Raw genomic sequence first — 16,921 nt, forward strand, 5'->3', positions numbered from 1 at the left:
GATGCCGTCAGGCGTCGGACCGTTCAGGCGTCTGCGGGATGCGATCCGTCAGCAGCTTCAGGACCTTGGCGGTGATGGCCAGTTCGTCATCGGTCACGCCCGCCAGCAGTCGGGTGCGATCCTCACGCGCGACGCGATCGGAGGCGTTCAGCGCATCCAGCCCCTTGGGCTCCAGCCGGATCAGATTGGCCCGTCCGTCGCCGCAAAACGGATGACGCGACACCAGCCCCTCTTCGATCGACAGCTTGATGCGGCGTGACAGCGACGCCTCCGATATCCGCAGGATCGCCGCCAGCTCCGCCTGCGTCATCCCCTTGGGCTTGGACGCCAGAACATACAGGTGCGCGCGCTGGGCCGCCGTATAGCCTCGACCGCGAAACAGCGCATTGGCGCGCGTGATCCACGCCCGGGCCACGAAGGCGATGCGCATGGACACGACCAGCTCCAGGCTGGCGCGGGGATCCTCCCCGGTCGTCGCCACATCCGTCTCCGAGACGTTCAGATAGAAGGCGTCATCAAGATCAGCGGGGTCGGAAGACATCGGAATCTAGGAATTGGACGTGGAACGGCGGAAAACGGCGACAGCCCCTACCCCGCGCGAAGGTTCTCCACCACGCTCCTCAGCCGCGCCGGCAACGGCTTGGGCCGGCGGGTTTCGGCGTCGACATAGACGTGGACGAAATGGCCGATGGCGGCGGGAACGTCGACGCTGCGCTTGAAGACCGCAAAGCCGTAGGTGACGCTGGAGGTGCCGATCGCATCGACCTTGATGCCGACTTCGATCACATCGGGGAACTTCAGCGACGAGGTGTAGCGACAGCCCGAATCCACCACCAGGCCGATGGACTCGTCCAGCGCATTGGCGATCAGCAGATGGGCGTTCACCGCCGAGTCGACGAACTCGTAGAATTTGGCGTTGTTGATATGGCCGTACTGGTCGTTGTCGGCCCACCGGGTGGAGACCATGTGGAAGGCCTTGTAGGTCGCCCGTTGCGCCAGCGCGCCCTCGTCTCGTTTCGGCATCGTCGTCTCCCTCGGCGACGCGAACCGTCGCTCTCGATACCGACGCTCTAGCTTGGACGACGTTAGGTCAAGCGCCTATCGATAGGTCGTTGATGACGAAGGCTTGAAGCATGACCCTCACGACCCGCGCCGCCGTCCTGTCTGACATGGGCGCCGCCCGCCCCTACGCCGATAGCCGCCCCCTGTCGGTCCAGACCGTCACGCTGGACCCGCCCGGCCCCGGCGAGGTGCTGGTCGCGATCAAGGCCGCCGGCCTGTGCCACTCGGACCTGTCGGTCATCAACGGCGACCGCCCGCGCCCCCTCCCCATGGCCCTGGGGCACGAGGCGGCGGGCGTGGTCGAGGCGCTGGGGGATGGCGTCACCGATCTCGCCATCGGCGATCACGTCGTCATGGTCTTCATGCCGTCGTGCGGCCATTGCGATCCCTGCGCTGGCGGCCGTCCTGCCCTGTGCGAGCCGGGCGCCGCCGCCAACGGCCGGGGCGAGCTTCTGTCCGGCGCCCGCCGCATTTCCCGCGAGGGCGAGCCGGTCAACCACCACCTCGGCTGCTCCGCCTTCGCCGAGCGGGCCGTCGTCTCACGCCGCTCCCTGGTCAAGATCGATCCCGACCTGTCGTTCGAAGAGGCGGCCCTGTTCGGCTGCGCCGTCCTGACCGGCGTCGGCGCCGTTGTGAACACCGCCGGGGTCAAGGCGGGCCAGAGCGTCGTCGTCATCGGCCTGGGCGGCGTGGGCTTGGCCAGCGTGCTGGGCGCCCTGGCCTCGGGCGCCAGCCCCGTTGTCGCCGTCGACCTGTCCAAGGACAAGCTCGCCCTGGCTCGCACCCTCGGCGCGGTCGAAACCGTCAACGCCGCCGACCCCGATGCGGTCGATCAGGTCCGCGCCCTGACGAACGGCGGCGCCGACTTCGCCTTCGAAATGGCCGGCTCGGTCCGGGCGCTGGAGGCGGCGTGGAAGATGACCAAACGCGGCGGAACCACCGTCACCGCCGGCCTGCCGCCGCCCGATGCGGCGCTGGCCGTCAATGTCGTCTCCCTGGTCGGCGAGGAGCGCACGCTGAAGGGTTCCTACATCGGCACCTGCGTCCCCAGCCGCGACATCCCCCGCTACGTCGCCCTGTATCGCCAGGGCCGCCTGCCGGTCGATCGCCTGATGAGCGGCGTCATTCCCCTGGACGACATCAACACCGGCTTCGACCGCCTCCACGCCGGCGAGGTCGTGCGGCTGATCGTTCAACCGTGACGACAGTGTAATCCCGCCGCCCGGTTTCGGCCGCAAATCCGCAGACCAATGTCCGCTCAAGCTTCAGCGGAGATCTTCCATGCGCCCGTCTCGCCTGTCCTGCGCCGCCGCGATGTCGGCCGTCGTCCTCGCCTTCGCCGTTCCGGCCTGGGCTCAAGAGACTCCGCCTCAAAACAACGCCGAGATGGCCGCCATCTTCGCCGCCGACCAGGCCGTAAGGCAGAACCTGACGCCGGACTTTTTCAAAGACCGCGCCCGCGTCACGGAAATGCTCGCCGCCGACGCCGAACGCCGCGTCCAGACCCGCGCTCTGCTGGACGCCGGCGCGCTTAGCACCGGCGAGGACTACCGTGCCGCCGCCTTCGTCTTCCAGCACGGCTCCACGCCCGAGGATTATCTGCTGGCCCATAGCCTGGCCGTCGCCGCCGTCGCCAAGGGCTCGCCCGAAGGCGCCTGGATCGCCGCCGCGACGCTGGATCGCTATCTGCAGATGACCGAAAAGCCGCAGATCTACGGCACCCAGACCCGCAAGACCCGCGACGCCCCCGCCACCCTCGAACCCTACGACCGCGCCCTGATCCCCGACAGCCTGCGCGCCGTCTTCGGCGTCCCGCCCCAGTCGGAGCAGGACGCGCGTCTCGCGGCCGTCAACGCCGCGGCGGAGGCCGCGGCGTCCAAGCCCTGATCGCTCAGTTCGCGGCCGGCTTCGGCGGGGCGTTCTTCACATACTGGTCCAGCCAGCGGGTCATCTCCCACAGGGTGTGGCCCACCGATTCCCGCGCGCGGTATCCATGCGCCTCCAGCGGCAGGGTGACGTAACGCGCCGTCGCCCCCAGCCCCTTCAGCGCCGCATAGAAGCGCTCGGACTGCACCGGGAAGGTGCCCGAGTTGTCGTCCGCCTCGCCGTGGATCAGCAGGATCGGCTCGTTCAGCTTGTTCGCATAGGTGAAGGGCGACATCTCGGTATAGACCTCGGTCGCCTCCCAGTAGTTGCGCTGCTCGGACTGGAAGCCGAACGGCGTCAGGGTGCGGTTATAGGCCCCCGACCGTGCGATCCCGGTGCGGAACAGATCGCTGTGCGCCAGCAGGTTCGCCGTCATGAAGGCGCCGTAGCTGTGCCCCCCGACGGCGATCCGGTCGCGGTCCGCCACGCCCATGCTGACCACCGCATCGACCGCGGCCTTCGCGTCGGCGACCAACTGCTCGACATAGGTGTCGTTCGGCTCGGCCCCGTCCTTGCCGATGATGGGCATGGAGGGGTTGTCGAAGATCGCATAGCCCTGGGTCAGCAGGAACAGATGGCTGGACCCGCCGGGCCGTACGAACCTGTTCTGTACGTCCACCGTCTGGCCCGCCACCGCCGCATCGGTGAACTCGGCCGGATAGGCCCACATCAGCATCGGCAGCGGCCCGTCGCGGTCCTTGTCGTAACCAGCCGGCAGATACAACGTCCCCGACAGCTTGACCCCGTCGGCCCGCTCATAAGTCACCAGTTGCCGCGTCGCCTCGGCCAGCTGCGGCGCCGGATCGGGGAAGTTGGTCAGCCGCGTCGTCTGGCCCGTCGTCAGATCGCGGATCTGCAGATTGGGCGGATCCAGCCGCGTCTCGCGCTGCGTCACCACCCGCTTGCCGTCCGCATCCAGGAAGCCGACCACGGCCTCGTAATCCGTATTGGCCGAGGTCCACAGCCGTTCGCTGCGTCCCGTCGCCGGGTCCATGGCGGCAAGGAACGGGAACTCGCCCTGCGGCGTGGCGCCGGCGCCTGACATCAGGATGCGCCCTTGCGGATCGAAGCGGATCACCGAACGGCCCTGCGCATTCGGCTGGGTCACGGGCTGGCCCGGATTGTCGTAGCGCGCCTGATAGTTCCGCTCCAGCAGCACCCGGCCCTCGCCCGGATTGGACGGATCGACCACGAACCGCGTCTCGTGCCGGGTGTTGAACCAGCGGCTGTTGACGATGGCCAGGTCGTCCTTGCCCCAGACGACGCCGCCAAACCGTTCCTTCAGGTCGATCAGCTTGACGGGCTCGCTGGTGAAGGGCGCGGCCTGCATGAAGACCCGGTCCCGGAACTCGGCCTCGCGGCGGATGTCACCGCCGTCCAGCGCCTCCACCCAGGTCAGGGTCGCCGGCGCATCGGCCCGCCACTCGACCGCGCGCGGCCCCGGCGCCACGGCGTCGAAGGCGGTCGGCACATCGTCCCGCAGCGGCAGATCGGCGATGGTCCGCACCACGCGACCGTTAAGATCCGTCGCCACGATCTCGGTCGGGAACAGGTCGTCGGGCACCGCATAGGAATAGGGCCGCTTGGCGATCTCATGCAGGATGTATTGGCCGTCCGGCGACACCGACGCGTCCAGATAGACCGCCGGCGCCCCGATCGTCCGTGCACGGCCGTTCAGTGGAACCAGCGTCAGCTGGCTGGTGAAATAATGGTCGAAAAGGGCCTCGTCGCCGGGGTTCGACAACAGGTCCTGATAGGTCCGCACCGGCGCGACCCGCCCGGCCGTCTCCTCGATGTTCGGCCCCGTGGGTGCGGCCGTCACGTCCGGCGCCGGACCGCGCCCCGCCGGCACCGCCTCGACCAGCAGGCCCGAACTGTCGGGCAGCCACTCATAACCCGTCCCGCCCGTCATATTGAGCACCGGATCGGTCAGCTTGCGCGCCCGCGCCGAGGCCACGTCCACCACCCACAGCTCCAGCCCCGTCGGCCGGTCCAGCACGAAGGCCAACGACTTGGCGTCCGGCGAGAACCGCGGCGCCGTGAACCGCGCGCCGTCGGGCAGGGCCACGACGCGAGGTTGCCCGCCATCCACCGCCTGCAGGCTCAGACCCGTCAGCCACGCCACCCGGCTTTCGGCCGCGCCGTTGTTCCTGGGATTGATCCGCGTCCCCGCCAACCGCAGCATCGGCTCGGCCAGGGCCTTGATGCTGGGCAGGTTAGACCGGTCCATCAACACCAGCGTCCGCCGATCCGGGCTCAGCATCGACGAAGGCGTCGGCTTGGCGTCCAGGATGTCCGCGATCGGCGCCGGCGGCTGCTGATAGACCATCGGCCCCGCAGCCGGCGCCGCGTTCTGGGCCCCCGCGTTCTGGGCTAACGCCCCACCCGCCACGCCGCTCAGCAGCACCGCCGCCAGAACCAGCCCAACCCCACGTCCACGCATCATCATCGTCTGAAGTCCCCACAAATCCCGAACTCGAGACCTAACCCCGCCTTTCCACCGCCGACAACCCGTTTCGGCGTTACAGTGTCACATTGGCGCGGCGACGCCTGCGCCTGGCCCAGTCGATCCTCGACATATCGCTGATATTCCAGATTGCCGCAGTCGGGCTTCGGCGTTAAGTTTCGCCGGAAACATCGGGGGGTGTGTCATGGCGACTGCGAACAGGATGGGCGGGGCCGACCGCACGCCGGACCGCGTCTTTCCGGGGCTGGCCGTCGTCATGGCGCTTGTCGTCGTGGCGGGCTTTTCGCTTCAGCTGGCCATGGGCCGCTCCAGCTTCGAGGCTCCGTTGCTGGTGCACGCCCACGCCGTAGTCTTCATGGGCTGGGTCGTCATCTTCCTGGTTCAGAACCTCTTGATCGCCACGGGCCAGCTGCGTTGGCACCGGCCGCTGGGCTGGCTGGCGGCCGCATGGCTGGCGCCCATGCTCATCCTGGGCTGGCTGGTCACCGAGGCCATGGTTCGTCGGGGCGACGTGCCCTTCTTCTTCCGGCCCTTGCAGTTTCTGGTCTTCGACCCCCTCTCGCTCGCGACCTTCGTCGGCCTCACCGTCGCGGCGGTGTGGCTTCGTCGGTCAACGGACTGGCACCGCCGCCTGCACTATTCCGCCATGGCGATCCTGCTGGGGCCGGCCGTCGGTCGGCTTTTGCCCATGCCCTTGCTGATCCCCTGGGCCTGGGAGGCGACCACGCTCGTCACCCTGGCGTTTCCAGTCATCGGCATGATCATCGATCTGGCGAAGACCCGCCGGATCCACCCCGCCTGGTTCTGGGGTCTGGGCGTTCAGATCGCCATGATCGCAGTGATCGAGGCCCTCACCTGGTCGCCGCTCGGCCTTCAGCTTTACCAGACCGTCACGGCCGGTTTTCCCGGCGCGACCGTCGCGCCGCTCGCCTTCCCCACGCCCCCCGGTCCGCCGCCAGGGGTCTGAGCACGACGCAGAGGCTCAGACCGCGTCCCTACCCCGCCAGCAGCGCCTCGACCTGATCGCGCTCCGGCGCTGAGGGCTGCGCGCCCGGGCGGGTCGCGGCGAAGGCTCCGGCGGCGCAGGCGAAGCGCAGCGCCTCGGCCGGGTCCATGCCTTCCAGCAAAGCCACCGTGATGGCGGCGACGAAGGCGTCGCCCGCGCCCGTCGCATCGACCGCCTCGACGGCCGGCGGGGTCGCCCAGGCCATTTCGACGCCGCGCTGATACATGGCCGCGCCCCGGGCGCCCTTGGTGACGACGACCCGTCCCCCGCCCCGGTGCAGGCCGTCGCCATAGAAGGCCGCCTCGGTCTCGTTGACGACGATCAGGTCGGCGCGGCGCAGCAGCAGTTCCGACACCGGCGCGGCGGGCGCCAGATTGGCGCAGACGAAGCCCGTCGCCCGGCCTACCGCCGCCTCGACCGTCTCGATCGGCAGCTCCAGCTGCACGATCAGCGCGCCCTCGATCCGCTGGGGCAGCTGTTCGGGGGTGACCATGTGGTTGGCGCCGGCCGCGACCACGATCTGGTTCTCGCCGGTCGGATCGACGGCGATCAAGGCGACGCCCGTCGGCGCCGCCACATCGACCTCCACCCCGGCCAGATCGACGCCCAGATCCTCCATCAGGGCCAGGGCCTCGCCGGCCATGGCGTCGTTTCCGACCCGCCCGATCAGACAGACCTCGGCCCCCAGCTTCTCGGCCGCCAGAGCCTGGTTGGCGCCCTTGCCTCCGGGATGGCGCGCCAGGGTCGCCCCGGTCACCGTCTCGCCCGGCGCCGGCAGTTGCGGCGCGGTGGCCACCAGATCCAGGTTGATCGAGCCGACGACGGTGATCCTCATGCGCCGGCCTCCAGCGCCTGAGCCTTCAGAGCTTGGGCCTTCAGAGCTTGAGCCTTCAGAGCTTGAGCCTTCAGCTTGGCGACGATCAGATCGAACACCCCTTGCGCGTCCGCCGCGACCGCCCAGCGATGCCGCGCCGTCGCCGGATCGATCCGGAACTCGACCGCCGTATGCCCGCGCGTCAGATCCGAACCCGTCTCCACCTCGATCCGGCAGGGCTTCGTCTCGAACAGGTCGGGCTTGATCAGCCAGGCGATGGGACACGGGTCATGCAACGGGGCAGCATCCCACCCCACGATCTCGCGCTCCACCCGCTGCGAGAACCGCAGCGTTGACGCCGCCGCCCGCGCGGCCTCGCTGTCGATGGACTCTATCGCCACGATCCGGGCCTCGGTCGCGCGCACCTGATGGGTCGCGTCCAGGCCGAAGGCGACGACCTGACACCCCGATCCGAACACCACCGCCGCCGCATCCGGATCGGCCCAGATGTTGAATTCGGCGGATGCGGTGACATTGCCGCCTTCCGACCGCGCCCCGCCCATGACCGCCACCGGCCCCAGCCGTTCGGCCAGCCGCCGCTCACGCCGCATCGCCAGCGCCAGATTGGTCATCGGCCCCAGGACGGCGATGGCGACCGAGCCTTCGGGCCGGCTCATCACCAGATCGACGATGGCGTTGGCGGCCGGCCCGTCGCCGACGATCCCCGTCGGTTCGAACGGCTCCAGATCGCCCAGACCCTCGACGCCGTGAAACTCGCCCGCCCCCGCCGGCGGACGTTTCAGCGGCCGCTCCGCCCCGCCGAAAACCGGCACGTCCTCGCGCCCGGCGATCTGGCGGATGATGCGCGCATTGCGCTGGGTCTTGGCGCCGGGAACATTGCCCCCGACCGTGGTGACGGCCAGCAACTCCAGCTCGGGCGCGGCGAAGGCCAGAAACAGCGCCACGGCGTCGTCCACGCCGGGGTCGCAATCGATGATCAGGGACTGAATAGACACCACCCATGACTAGGCAGGCCCGCCGCGCGGAGCAAGCCGCAACCGCGCCTCACACCCGACACGCCTGCACGCAGGCCTGGGCCAGCACCTCGGCCGAATCCGTCAGCGGGATCGGCGCATCCTCGGCCTTCAGCAGCAGCGGCACCTCGGTGCAGCCGGCGATCAGCCCATGCGCGCCCGCATCCGCCAGGGCCTGGGCCAGCCGCAACATCCCTGCCCGCGCCGCCTCGCCGACATCGCCGCGCTTCACCCCATAGACCAGACCCATGAAGGCCTCGCGGTCGGCGCCCTCCAGCAGCACAGTGTCGACCCCGCGCGCCGCCAGCGCCTGCGTGTAAAGCCGCTCGCCCCCCGCCGTCGCCAGCACCCCGATCCGCGCAAATCCAGACGCCGCCGCATCCGCCGTCGCCGCGATCATGTCGATGAAGCGCAGGCCCTTCGCCTCGCACGCCGCACGTATCCCGCCCGCCTGGGCGTGGGCGGTGTTGCAGGGCATGGCGATCACCTCGGCTCCCGCCGCCGCCAGCCCCTCGGCCATCTGTCCCAGCACCACCTCGGCCTCGCCCGGACGCGTGTTGCGATCGGGAACCTGGGGGTTCAGGTCCATCACCACACGGATGTGATCGGCGTCCCCGTCCGCCGGCGTCAGCGCCTGCACCCGCGCCAGAAACGCCACCGTCGCGGCCGGTCCCATGCCGCCGATCACGCCCAGGATCTTGCTCATCGCATCACGCCCCATCCCACGACCGCGGCGGCGGTCAGAACTGCCGGCACGGCGTAGCGGCTCTTCCAGGCCCACGCCACCGCCAGGGCGACCGCAAAGATCGCCGCAGCCGCCGCCATCGACGGCGCCCGCTGCAAGGTCGCCCAGCCCAGCTCCACACTGGTCGCGGCGATGATCCCCACGACGGCGGCGGCGACCCCGGCCAGAAGATCGTGCAGCCGCCGGTCCTCGACCACCGCCTCCAGCCGCTCATAGAAGATCATCGAAAAGGCGAAGGCGGGCGCGAACACCCCGGCCGTCATCGCCAGCGCCCCGCCCCAGCCCGCGACCACGAAGCCGACGAAGGTGCAAAAGATCACCAGCGGCGCCGGGATCACCCCCGCAAAGGCGATCCCGTCCAGAAACGCCCCATCGTCGATCAGCCCGCGCCCCACCGTATCGGCGCGCACATAGGGAATGGCGGTATAGGCGCCGCCGAACGTCAGCAGCCCCGCCTTCAGCCCCGTCCAGAACATCGCGGCTGCGCCCACGTCGCCCCCCTGCCCCGACGCCTGTCCCAAGACCGGCCCGCCGTTTCCCAGCCCATGCATCGCCAAGGCTGCGACGCCCGCCAGCGCGACGACCCCGACGGCCAGGCCGATCCGCCCGGCCCGGACCAGCACATAGGCCGCCCCGCCCGCCGCCAGCACGATCCAGAACGCCGCCCCGGCCAGGGTCGCCGCAAAGCCGACGACGGCGACGGCCCACAGCCAGCGATCCTCCAGGATATGCGATCCGATCTTGCAGACGGCGCGCACGATCACGGCGACCACCGCCGCCTGAACCCCCAGGAACGCCCCGGCCAGCAGGCCCACGACCGGCGACAGCGCCACATAGGCCCAGCCGATCCCCAGCATCAGCATCAGCCCGGGCAGCATGAACCCCAGGCCCGCCAGCAGGCCGCCGATCCGCCCCCGCGCCCGCATGCCCATATGCACACACAGCTCGTGCGCCTCCGGCCCCGGCAGGACCTGCAACACCGCCAGCAGCCGGTTGAACCGCGCGCTGGACATCCACCCGTCCTGATCGACCAGCTCGCGCCGGATCATCGCGATCTGCGCCACCGGCCCGCCAAACGCCAGCAGCCCGAACCGCAGGAACCGCAGAAACACCGCCGTCAAAGACAGCGCCGGCGGGACAGGTTCGGACTGCGGCGCAATCATCCGATCAGTCCTGATCTCGCGAAAAGGGTTTGCAAGTCAGGCCAGCCCTTACTGAGGGCTGGCCATGGCTCTTGCGACCGCGTCCTGCATCTCCACCCTCAAGCCGGCCCACTCGCTTTCGGGCCTCAGCTTGCCCTCACATTGCTGTTGAAGGTGGCCCACGGGATAGACGTAGCTTTCCGATCGCTGCGCTGCGGCGCCGATCTCTTGAGGCCCGACAAAAATGCCAAGGTCGGCAAGCCGACTTTCGGTGGCCATGCGGGCGCCGACCATCGATGACACGAGTGCGTCTGGGACAGGCGCCGCGCATCTCACGGCGTCGTATCGATAACGGACCATCGCCAGTGCGTAGAGGTCAGACGCCTTCTGTCGATCATGATCCGCCCAAGCCACCGAAGCCACGAACAGACACAGAGGCTGAGCGTCGCCACGACCGTCCCAAAGCGCCGCACGATCGGCGTCGGATAGCGAGGCGCCAATAAATGTCGAGCATTGGCCCAGGGTGTTCGAGGCAACCGGCTGGATACCCTGGCCAGCGCTGTCTTCACGCTTATTTTCGGCGGAAGTGGCGGATTCTGACCCGCAACCCAAAAGGCCCGCGGCGACAAGCAGGGGGACAAGAACTTTCAAGATGCTCACCTTCGTCAATGTCGCCTTCCGATCCGCAGCCCGGCTATGAAACTGGCGTCAGCCTAAACCAGCACAAGCAGCGCGGCATAGACGCGATCATCCAACGTCGCCGCCCCCGTCTTCACCGCCTCGAGCCCGCGCGATCCGATAGGGCCCCGCACGCATCACCAGCGGCCGCCCCTTCCAGCTCAGTCGCACCGCGCCCTCGTTCACCAGGGCGTCCACCGCAGCATGAACGTCAGGCATCGCCTCGCGCCACGCGCCGCCCTCGCCCGCGACCACCCGCGCGACCTCGCTGGGGCAGACGGTGGCGTCCTCGGCCCGGGCGGCCAGCAGCGCCAGCGTCGCCTCGCGCGGATCCATGACGGACGGCGCGCCTACAGCACCCCTTCGATCTCGGTCTGATAGCCGAACAGCCCCTGCGCCCCGCCGGTGTGCAGGAACACCACCGTCTCGCCCCCAGAACCAGAAGTGAACCGGCCGGCGCGCGCCAGGGCGACCAGCCCCTTCATCGCCTTGCCGGAATAGACCGGGTCCAGCACGATCCCGTCCAGACGCGCGGCCAGGGTCAGGGCGTCGATCACCCCCTGGTCGATCAGGCCATAGCCCTCGCCCACATAGTCGCAGTCGGCGACCACCTGCTCGCGCGTCACCCGGCCCGGCTGGCCCAGCAGGGCGGCCGTTTCCTCGGCCAGTTTGAAGACGTTCGCCTCCTGCTTGTCCTTGGGCGCCCGCACACCGATGCCCAGCACGGGAATGTCCGCCCCCATGACCGCCAGTCCGGCGACCAGGCCCGCGTGGGTGCCCGCGCTGCCCGTCGCCGTCACGATCCGGTGAACCTCCAGATCCATCTCATCGGCCTGGACCACGATCTCGCGCGCGCAATCGACATAGCCCAGCGCTCCGACCGGGTTCGATCCGCCGCCGGGAATGACATAGGGCTTGCCGCCCCGCGCCCGCACCTCGGCCGCCGTCTTCTCCAGCTCGGCGACCATGTCCGTCCCGCCCGGCACGGTGCGCAGGGTCGCCCCGAACAGCCGATCCAGCAGCACATTGCCGTTGCCGACATAGTCCGCCGCCTTGGACCCCGTCCGCTCTTCCAGAATGATTTCGCAGGCCAGGCCGTGGGCCGCCGCCGCCGCCGCCGTCTGCCGCACATGGTTGGACTGCACCGCCCCTTGCGTCACCAGGGTGTCGGCGTCCTGTTCGAACGCCGCGCCCAGCAGGAACTCCAGCTTGCGCGTCTTGTTGCCGCCACCGGCCAGCCCGGTGCAGTCGTCGCGCTTGATCCACAGATCCAGGCCCAACTCCTCCGACAGGCGGGGCAGCGGCTCCAGCGGCGTCGGCAGATGGGCCAGGCGGATGCGGGCGAAACGTGCGAGATGCATGGGACGGTTTCCTGTTCGCCGTCTTGATAGCCCGCGCCCGTGACATTCAAAAGCGCCACACCCAACCTGGCGGCCCCTCCGCTCCGCCCTCGACCTCAGCCCGGCGCGCCGGCCTCGGCCACACGCGTCGGCGCGACGAAGGCGGCGTCGCACAGGGCCTGGGCGAAGGCGTGGGACGTGACCGCCTGCCGGTCCATCAAGGCGTCCAGCACCCCGGCGCCCGCATCCACCGTCACGACCAGCGGATAACGCCCGACCACCTGACCACCCTGCGCCGGATCGCGCAGTTCGGCGGTCGCCCGCATCCGGTGTTCGGCGCGATCGCCGGCCAGAATGGCCAGGCGCGGCGCCCGGCTCAGCGCCTCGACATGGATGCTCAGGTTCAGCCGATGCCGGCCGCCGGCGCACAGCCCCATTTCGTTCAGCACCTCGTCGTTGAAGGTGTCGGCGAAGTCGTCCTCGGCGTCCAGCCAGCCGGTCGTCGTCGTGACGCTGCCGATCCGCGCCTGCTCGGCCATGGAGGGCGACAGGGCCATCGGCGCGCCGCCGACATCCACCGAGGCGCAGGCCGTCAAGCCCGCGCACGCCAGAACCGCGATCACGGCGGTCGTCTTGATCTGTTTCATCGCTCCCTCTCCCTAGAGTTGATACCAAGCTTGGCTGAGAATGAACGCCGCCTGAACGCCGTTCGACAAGTGGTCCGGAGCTAAGCCGGCGTCCAAGCGTTGCCGCCGCATGACCGCCGCCGCGCCCCCTTTGGATCTGCAACGTGAGCGCGCCTATGTCCGCGATCTGGGGCGCGCCTTCGCCGGCGCCCTGGTGTTCAACATCCCGCTGTTGATGACGATGGAGATGTGGGCGCAGGGCGTGATCATGGACCGCTGGCGGCTGCTGACCTTCATCGTCGCCGGCCTGCCGCTGCTTTACGGCCTGGCCTATTACGCCGGCTTCTCCAAGCGGCGCGGGCCGGTCAACGATGCGCTGGACACCGCCGTGGCCCTGGCGGTCGGCTTCATCACCGCCTCGGTGCTGCTGATCCTGTTTGGTGTCGTCGAATGGGACGCGCCGCCGCGCGAGGGCTTGGGCATGGTCGCGCTTCAGGCCATTCCCGGCGCCATGGGCGCGCTTCTGGCCCGGCGTCAGCTCAGCGGGGATGGCGGGGGCGACACGGATGAAGATCAGGCCTCCTATTTCGGCGAACTGTTCCTGATGGCGGCCGGCGCCCTTTTCTTCGCCCTGAACGTCGCCCCGACCGAAGAGATGATCCTGATCGCCTACAAGGCGACGCCCGCCCACATCCTGGCCCTGATCGCCGTCTCCATCCTTCTGCTCCACCTGATCGTCTTCAAGGCGGGCTTCGCCGGTCAGGAAGAGGCCGATCATCCGATCAAGGCCTTCCTGCATTTCACCCTGCCCGGCTACGCCATCGCCCTGGCCGTCAGCCTGTTCACCCTGTTCCTGTTCGGCCGCACCGACGGCCATGCCGTCGCCGGCGTGGTCCAGACCATGGTCGTCCTGGGCTTCCCCGCCGCCATTGGCGCCGCCGCCGCCCGTCTGTTGGTCTGACCCATGCCCACGAAGAAGAAGCCCGCCACGTCGACCCGCCCTCTGCTGCAATGGGGCATGGCTCTGCTCGGCGCCGTCATCACCCTGACCGCCATCGGCATCGTGGTGTGGGAGGCGCTCCAGCCCACAGCCCCGCCCGCGCTCAGCGCCCGCATCGTCGCCGTGGACGTCACCCCCGCAGGCCAGGTCGCGACCGTCCGGGTTCAGAACGACGGCGACGACACCGCCGCCGCCGTGGATATCGAAGGGGTTCTAGGCGACCAGACCGCGACCGCCAGCCTGGACTATGTTCCCGGCCACGGCCACGCCAAGGCCTACCTCCGCTTCGACGCCGATCCGCGCGCGGCGGCCGTCTCGGTCAAGGGCTGGTCGGCGCCCTAGAGGGTGCTCACGCCGCCTGGGCCAGCACCGCGTCCTGCATCCGCTCGACCGTTTGCTGGGGCGCGCCGGCGCCGTCCACCGTGGCCCGCAGCGTCTCTTCCAGCGCCGGGGTCACGCGCACGCTGGCCATGGCCCAGCCGGAAAAGCCGCGCGCCGGGATCGGCTTGCGCTCGATCACCACCACCTCGTCATGACGCGGATCGCCCGCCAGCCGCGTCATCAGCCGGTCCAGATCCTGCGCTGCGCCCTCCAGCACCTGCAGGAACCGTCCGTCGTGGATCAGCAGCGCGCCGGTCAGGTCGTCGCGCGCATTGTTCCGCTGCGACGTGGCCAGGATGTCCACCTGCATCAGCAGGCTGTCGGCATTGCCCCGCGCGCGGCTGGTGTAGAGGACGCGTTCCAGGTTCAGGCTCATATCCTCGTTTCACTCCGCCGACGCCGGCATACGGCCCAAGCTTTGCGCATAGCCCAATAAATCCGCCGCGCCTACAAGGACTTATGTGCGGTTTCGGACAACTCGACATCCGCCGCGGCGCGGGTTAGCTTGCAGGCGTTCTCCGGGGGGTCGCAATCGAGCGGCTGAGATAGAGGTTTCTCCTCTGACCCGTCGAACCTGATCCGGGTCATGCCGGCGAAGGGATGAGTAACGCTATCGGTCCTGACGTCACAGGACCCTCGCGCCCGACGTCGGCGGACCTCAAACCGTTTGAGGCCGCCATGAACATCCAAGTCACCCCGCCCGCCCTGCCCGAAGAGCCGAACGTCGACCTCGCCCTCAAGGACGCGCGCGAACAGGTGATGAAGGAGACCGGAACCATCCCGACCGGCGAACGGGCCGGCAGCCGCAAGGTCTATGTCGCCGGCGAACTCTATCCCGACATTCGCGTCCCCTTCCGCGAGGTCGCCGTCCACGCATCCGCCAACGAGCCGCCGGTGACCATCTATGACTCATCGGGCCCCTACACCGACCCGACCGTGACCATCGACATCAAGCGCGGCCTGCCCCGCGTCAAATCCAGCTGGCAGCTGGATCGCGGCGACATCGCCCCGGTCGCCAATCCGCGCGAGGTCAAGCCCGAGGACAACGGCCATGCGTCGGGCCGCCACCTGGCCCCGCGCTTCGACACCTCTAACCACCGCGTCTTCAAGGGCGTCGAGGGCCGCCCGGTCACCCAGTACGAATATGCGAAAGCCGGCATCATCACGCCCGAGATGGAATATGTCGCCATCCGCGAGAACCTGCGCCGCGAGCAGAACAGCCCCTGCATCCGCGACGGCGAGGATTTCGGCGCCGCCATCCCCGACTTCGTGACGCCCGAGTTCGTGCGGCAAGAGATCGCGCGCGGCCGCGCCATCATCCCGCACAACATCAACCACCCCGAGGTCGAGCCGATGATCATCGGCCGCAACTTCCTGGTGAAGATCAACGCCAACATCGGCAACTCGGCGGTCCTGTCCTCCGTGGACGACGAGGTGGACAAGCTGGTCTGGGCCACCCGCTGGGGCGCCGACAACGTCATGGACCTGTCGACGGGCCGCAACATCCACAACATCCGCGACTGGATCATCCGCAACTCGTCCGTCCCCATCGGCACCGTGCCCATTTATCAGGCGCTGGAGAAGGTGAACGGCATAGCCGAGGACCTGACGTGGGAGGTGTTCCGCGACACCCTGATCGAACAGGCGGAACAGGGCGTGGACTATTTCACCATCCACGCGGGCGTGCGCCTGCCGTTCGTGCCGATGACGGCCAAGCGGGTGACGGGCATCGTCAGCAGAGGCGGCTCCATCATGGCCAAATGGTGCCTGGCCCACCACAAGGAGAGCTTCCTCTACGAGCATTTCGAGGACATCTGCGACATCATGCGCGCCTATGATGTCAGCTTCAGCCTGGGCGACGGCCTGCGCCCCGGTTCCATCGCCGACGCCAATGACGAGGCCCAGTTCGCCGAGCTGCGTACCCTTGGCGAACTGACCAAGATCGCCTGGGCCAAGGGCTGCCAGGTCATGATCGAGGGCCCCGGCCACGTGCCGATGCACAAGATCAAACAGAATATGGACGAGCAGCTGAAGCACTGCCACGAGGCGCCCTTCTATACGCTTGGCCCGCTGACCACCGACATCGCGCCGGGCTATGACCACATCACATCCGCGATCGGCGCGGCCATGATCGGCTGGTTCGGCACGGCCATGCTCTGCTACGTCACGCCCAAGGAGCACCTGGGCCTGCCGGATCGTCAGGACGTCAAGGACGGCGTCATCACCTACAAGATCGCCGCCCACGCCGCCGACCTGGCCAAGGGCCACCCCGCCGCCCGCCTGCACGACGACGCCCTGTCACGCGCCCGGTTCGAGTTCCGCTGGGAGGATCAGTTCAACTTAGGGTTAGACCCCGAAACCGCCCGCAAATACCACGACGCCACCCTGCCCAAGGAGGCGCACAAGACCGCCCACTTCTGCTCCATGTGCGGCCCCAAGTTCTGCTCGATGAAGATCAGCCAGGACATCCGCGACGCCGCCAAGGCCCAGAACGACGCCGGCGCCTCCCTGTCGGAAGCCGAAGCCGGCATGGCGGAAATGAGCGCGAAGTTCCGGGCCGGGGGCGGGGTGGTGGAGGTGAAGGTGTGAGGGCACACACGCCATGGAGGATGACTCCAGGTCACCTGCTCAAGATATCTTCAACGCACGCGGCGGGACATGTAACGCTAGGCTAGACACTCGGCACGGTTGCGATAAGCT

General features: G+C 68.8%; 18 protein-coding genes and 1 riboswitch. Of the genes, 6 read left to right on the top strand and 12 right to left on the bottom strand.

Annotated elements, in window-relative coordinates; genetic code table 11:
• Positions 1-7: 7 nt before the first annotated feature.
• Together QRN13_RS04070 and QRN13_RS04075 are read right to left on the bottom strand one after the other, a co-directional pair.
• The gene (locus QRN13_RS04070) at positions 8-541 is read right to left on the bottom strand and encodes a MarR family winged helix-turn-helix transcriptional regulator (RefSeq protein ID WP_284876931.1); all 534 of its coding nucleotides are present in this window, start codon (positions 539-541) and stop codon (positions 8-10) included.
• 47 nt (positions 542-588) lie between these two features.
• Positions 589-1,023: an acyl-CoA thioesterase gene (locus QRN13_RS04075; protein WP_055806518.1), complete on the bottom strand. Its 435-nt coding sequence runs from the start codon at positions 1,021-1,023 to the stop codon at positions 589-591.
• Positions 1,024-1,133: 110 nt separating this feature from the next.
• Between QRN13_RS04075 and QRN13_RS04080 the strand changes: the two genes are divergently transcribed.
• Together QRN13_RS04080 and QRN13_RS04085 are read left to right on the top strand one after the other, a co-directional pair.
• Entirely contained in the window at positions 1,134-2,264 is a 1,131-nt protein-coding gene (locus QRN13_RS04080) for a zinc-dependent alcohol dehydrogenase family protein (protein ID WP_284876932.1), read from the top strand.
• 79 nt (positions 2,265-2,343) lie between these two features.
• Positions 2,344-2,949 carry a hypothetical protein gene (locus QRN13_RS04085; RefSeq protein WP_284876933.1) on the top strand — a complete coding sequence of 202 codons (606 nt, stop codon included), beginning with the start codon at positions 2,344-2,346 and terminating at the stop codon, positions 2,947-2,949.
• Between the two features lie 4 nt (positions 2,950-2,953).
• On the opposite strand, the gene QRN13_RS04090 is transcribed toward QRN13_RS04085, so the two are convergent.
• A complete protein-coding gene (locus QRN13_RS04090) occupies positions 2,954-5,437 on the bottom strand; it encodes a S9 family peptidase (protein WP_284876934.1) in 2,484 nt (827 codons plus the stop codon).
• A gap of 202 nt (positions 5,438-5,639) precedes the next feature.
• On the opposite strand from QRN13_RS04090, the gene QRN13_RS04095 reads away from it, so the two are divergent.
• Complete coding sequence (locus QRN13_RS04095; protein ID WP_284876935.1) at positions 5,640-6,422, top strand: hypothetical protein; 783 nt, start codon at positions 5,640-5,642, stop codon at positions 6,420-6,422.
• A 28-nt stretch (positions 6,423-6,450) separates the two neighbouring features.
• Here the strand turns inward: QRN13_RS04095 and QRN13_RS04100 are convergent, their stop codons facing one another.
• The 8 genes from QRN13_RS04100 to QRN13_RS04135 all read right to left on the bottom strand — a co-directional run bounded on the left by QRN13_RS04100 (position 6,451) and on the right by QRN13_RS04135 (position 12,861).
• Positions 6,451-7,296: a ribokinase gene (locus tag QRN13_RS04100; RefSeq protein ID WP_284876936.1), complete on the bottom strand. Its 846-nt coding sequence runs from the start codon at positions 7,294-7,296 to the stop codon at positions 6,451-6,453.
• Entirely contained in the window at positions 7,293-8,291 is a 999-nt protein-coding gene (locus tag QRN13_RS04105) for a nucleoside hydrolase (protein WP_284876937.1), read from the bottom strand. The genes QRN13_RS04100 and QRN13_RS04105 overlap by 4 nt, the downstream gene beginning before the upstream one ends.
• Before the next feature lie 49 nt (positions 8,292-8,340).
• Positions 8,341-9,015: a cysteate racemase gene (gene cuyB / locus QRN13_RS04110; protein ID WP_284876938.1), complete on the bottom strand. Its 675-nt coding sequence runs from the start codon at positions 9,013-9,015 to the stop codon at positions 8,341-8,343.
• Positions 9,012-10,217 carry a chromate efflux transporter gene (chrA, locus tag QRN13_RS04115; protein WP_284876939.1) on the bottom strand — a complete coding sequence of 402 codons (1,206 nt, stop codon included), beginning with the start codon at positions 10,215-10,217 and terminating at the stop codon, positions 9,012-9,014. The genes cuyB and chrA overlap by 4 nt, the downstream gene beginning before the upstream one ends.
• A 48-nt stretch (positions 10,218-10,265) precedes the next feature.
• Positions 10,266-10,847: a hypothetical protein gene (locus QRN13_RS04120; RefSeq protein ID WP_284876940.1), complete on the bottom strand. Its 582-nt coding sequence runs from the start codon at positions 10,845-10,847 to the stop codon at positions 10,266-10,268.
• Between the two features lie 96 nt (positions 10,848-10,943).
• A complete protein-coding gene (locus tag QRN13_RS04125; protein WP_284876941.1) occupies positions 10,944-11,210 on the bottom strand; it encodes a DUF3253 domain-containing protein in 267 nt (88 codons plus the stop codon).
• A gap of 14 nt (positions 11,211-11,224) precedes the next feature.
• Complete coding sequence (gene cuyA / locus QRN13_RS04130; protein ID WP_284876942.1) at positions 11,225-12,235, bottom strand: D-cysteate sulfo-lyase; 1,011 nt, start codon at positions 12,233-12,235, stop codon at positions 11,225-11,227.
• Between the two features lie 95 nt (positions 12,236-12,330).
• Positions 12,331-12,861, bottom strand: coding sequence for a hypothetical protein (locus QRN13_RS04135; protein ID WP_284876943.1), 531 nt, complete (start codon positions 12,859-12,861; stop codon positions 12,331-12,333).
• A gap of 109 nt (positions 12,862-12,970) precedes the next feature.
• Here QRN13_RS04135 and QRN13_RS04140 point away from each other — a divergent pair, with 109 nt between their 5' ends.
• Together QRN13_RS04140 and QRN13_RS04145 are read left to right on the top strand one after the other, a co-directional pair.
• Positions 12,971-13,801, top strand: a complete 831-nt coding sequence (locus tag QRN13_RS04140) for a TIGR02587 family membrane protein (RefSeq protein ID WP_045809874.1) — start codon at positions 12,971-12,973, stop codon at positions 13,799-13,801.
• A 3-nt stretch (positions 13,802-13,804) separates the two neighbouring features.
• On the top strand, positions 13,805-14,182 hold the full coding sequence (locus QRN13_RS04145; protein WP_284876944.1) for a hypothetical protein: 378 nt from the start codon (positions 13,805-13,807) through the stop codon (positions 14,180-14,182).
• 7 nt (positions 14,183-14,189) lie between these two features.
• Here QRN13_RS04145 and QRN13_RS04150 read toward each other — a convergent pair whose 3' ends face one another.
• Entirely contained in the window at positions 14,190-14,597 is a 408-nt protein-coding gene (locus QRN13_RS04150; protein ID WP_091750051.1) for a BLUF domain-containing protein, read from the bottom strand.
• A gap of 133 nt (positions 14,598-14,730) precedes the next feature.
• Positions 14,731-14,840, top strand: a riboswitch (TPP riboswitch).
• A 140-nt stretch (positions 14,841-14,980) separates the two neighbouring features.
• Here QRN13_RS04150 and thiC point away from each other — a divergent pair.
• Complete coding sequence (gene thiC / locus QRN13_RS04155) at positions 14,981-16,810, top strand: phosphomethylpyrimidine synthase ThiC (protein ID WP_502868576.1); 1,830 nt, start codon at positions 14,981-14,983, stop codon at positions 16,808-16,810.
• Positions 16,811-16,921: the final 111 nt, after the last annotated feature.

The organism is Brevundimonas sp. MEB006b (assembly GCF_030209705.1).
Taxonomy (GTDB): Bacteria; Pseudomonadota; Alphaproteobacteria; order Caulobacterales; family Caulobacteraceae; genus Brevundimonas.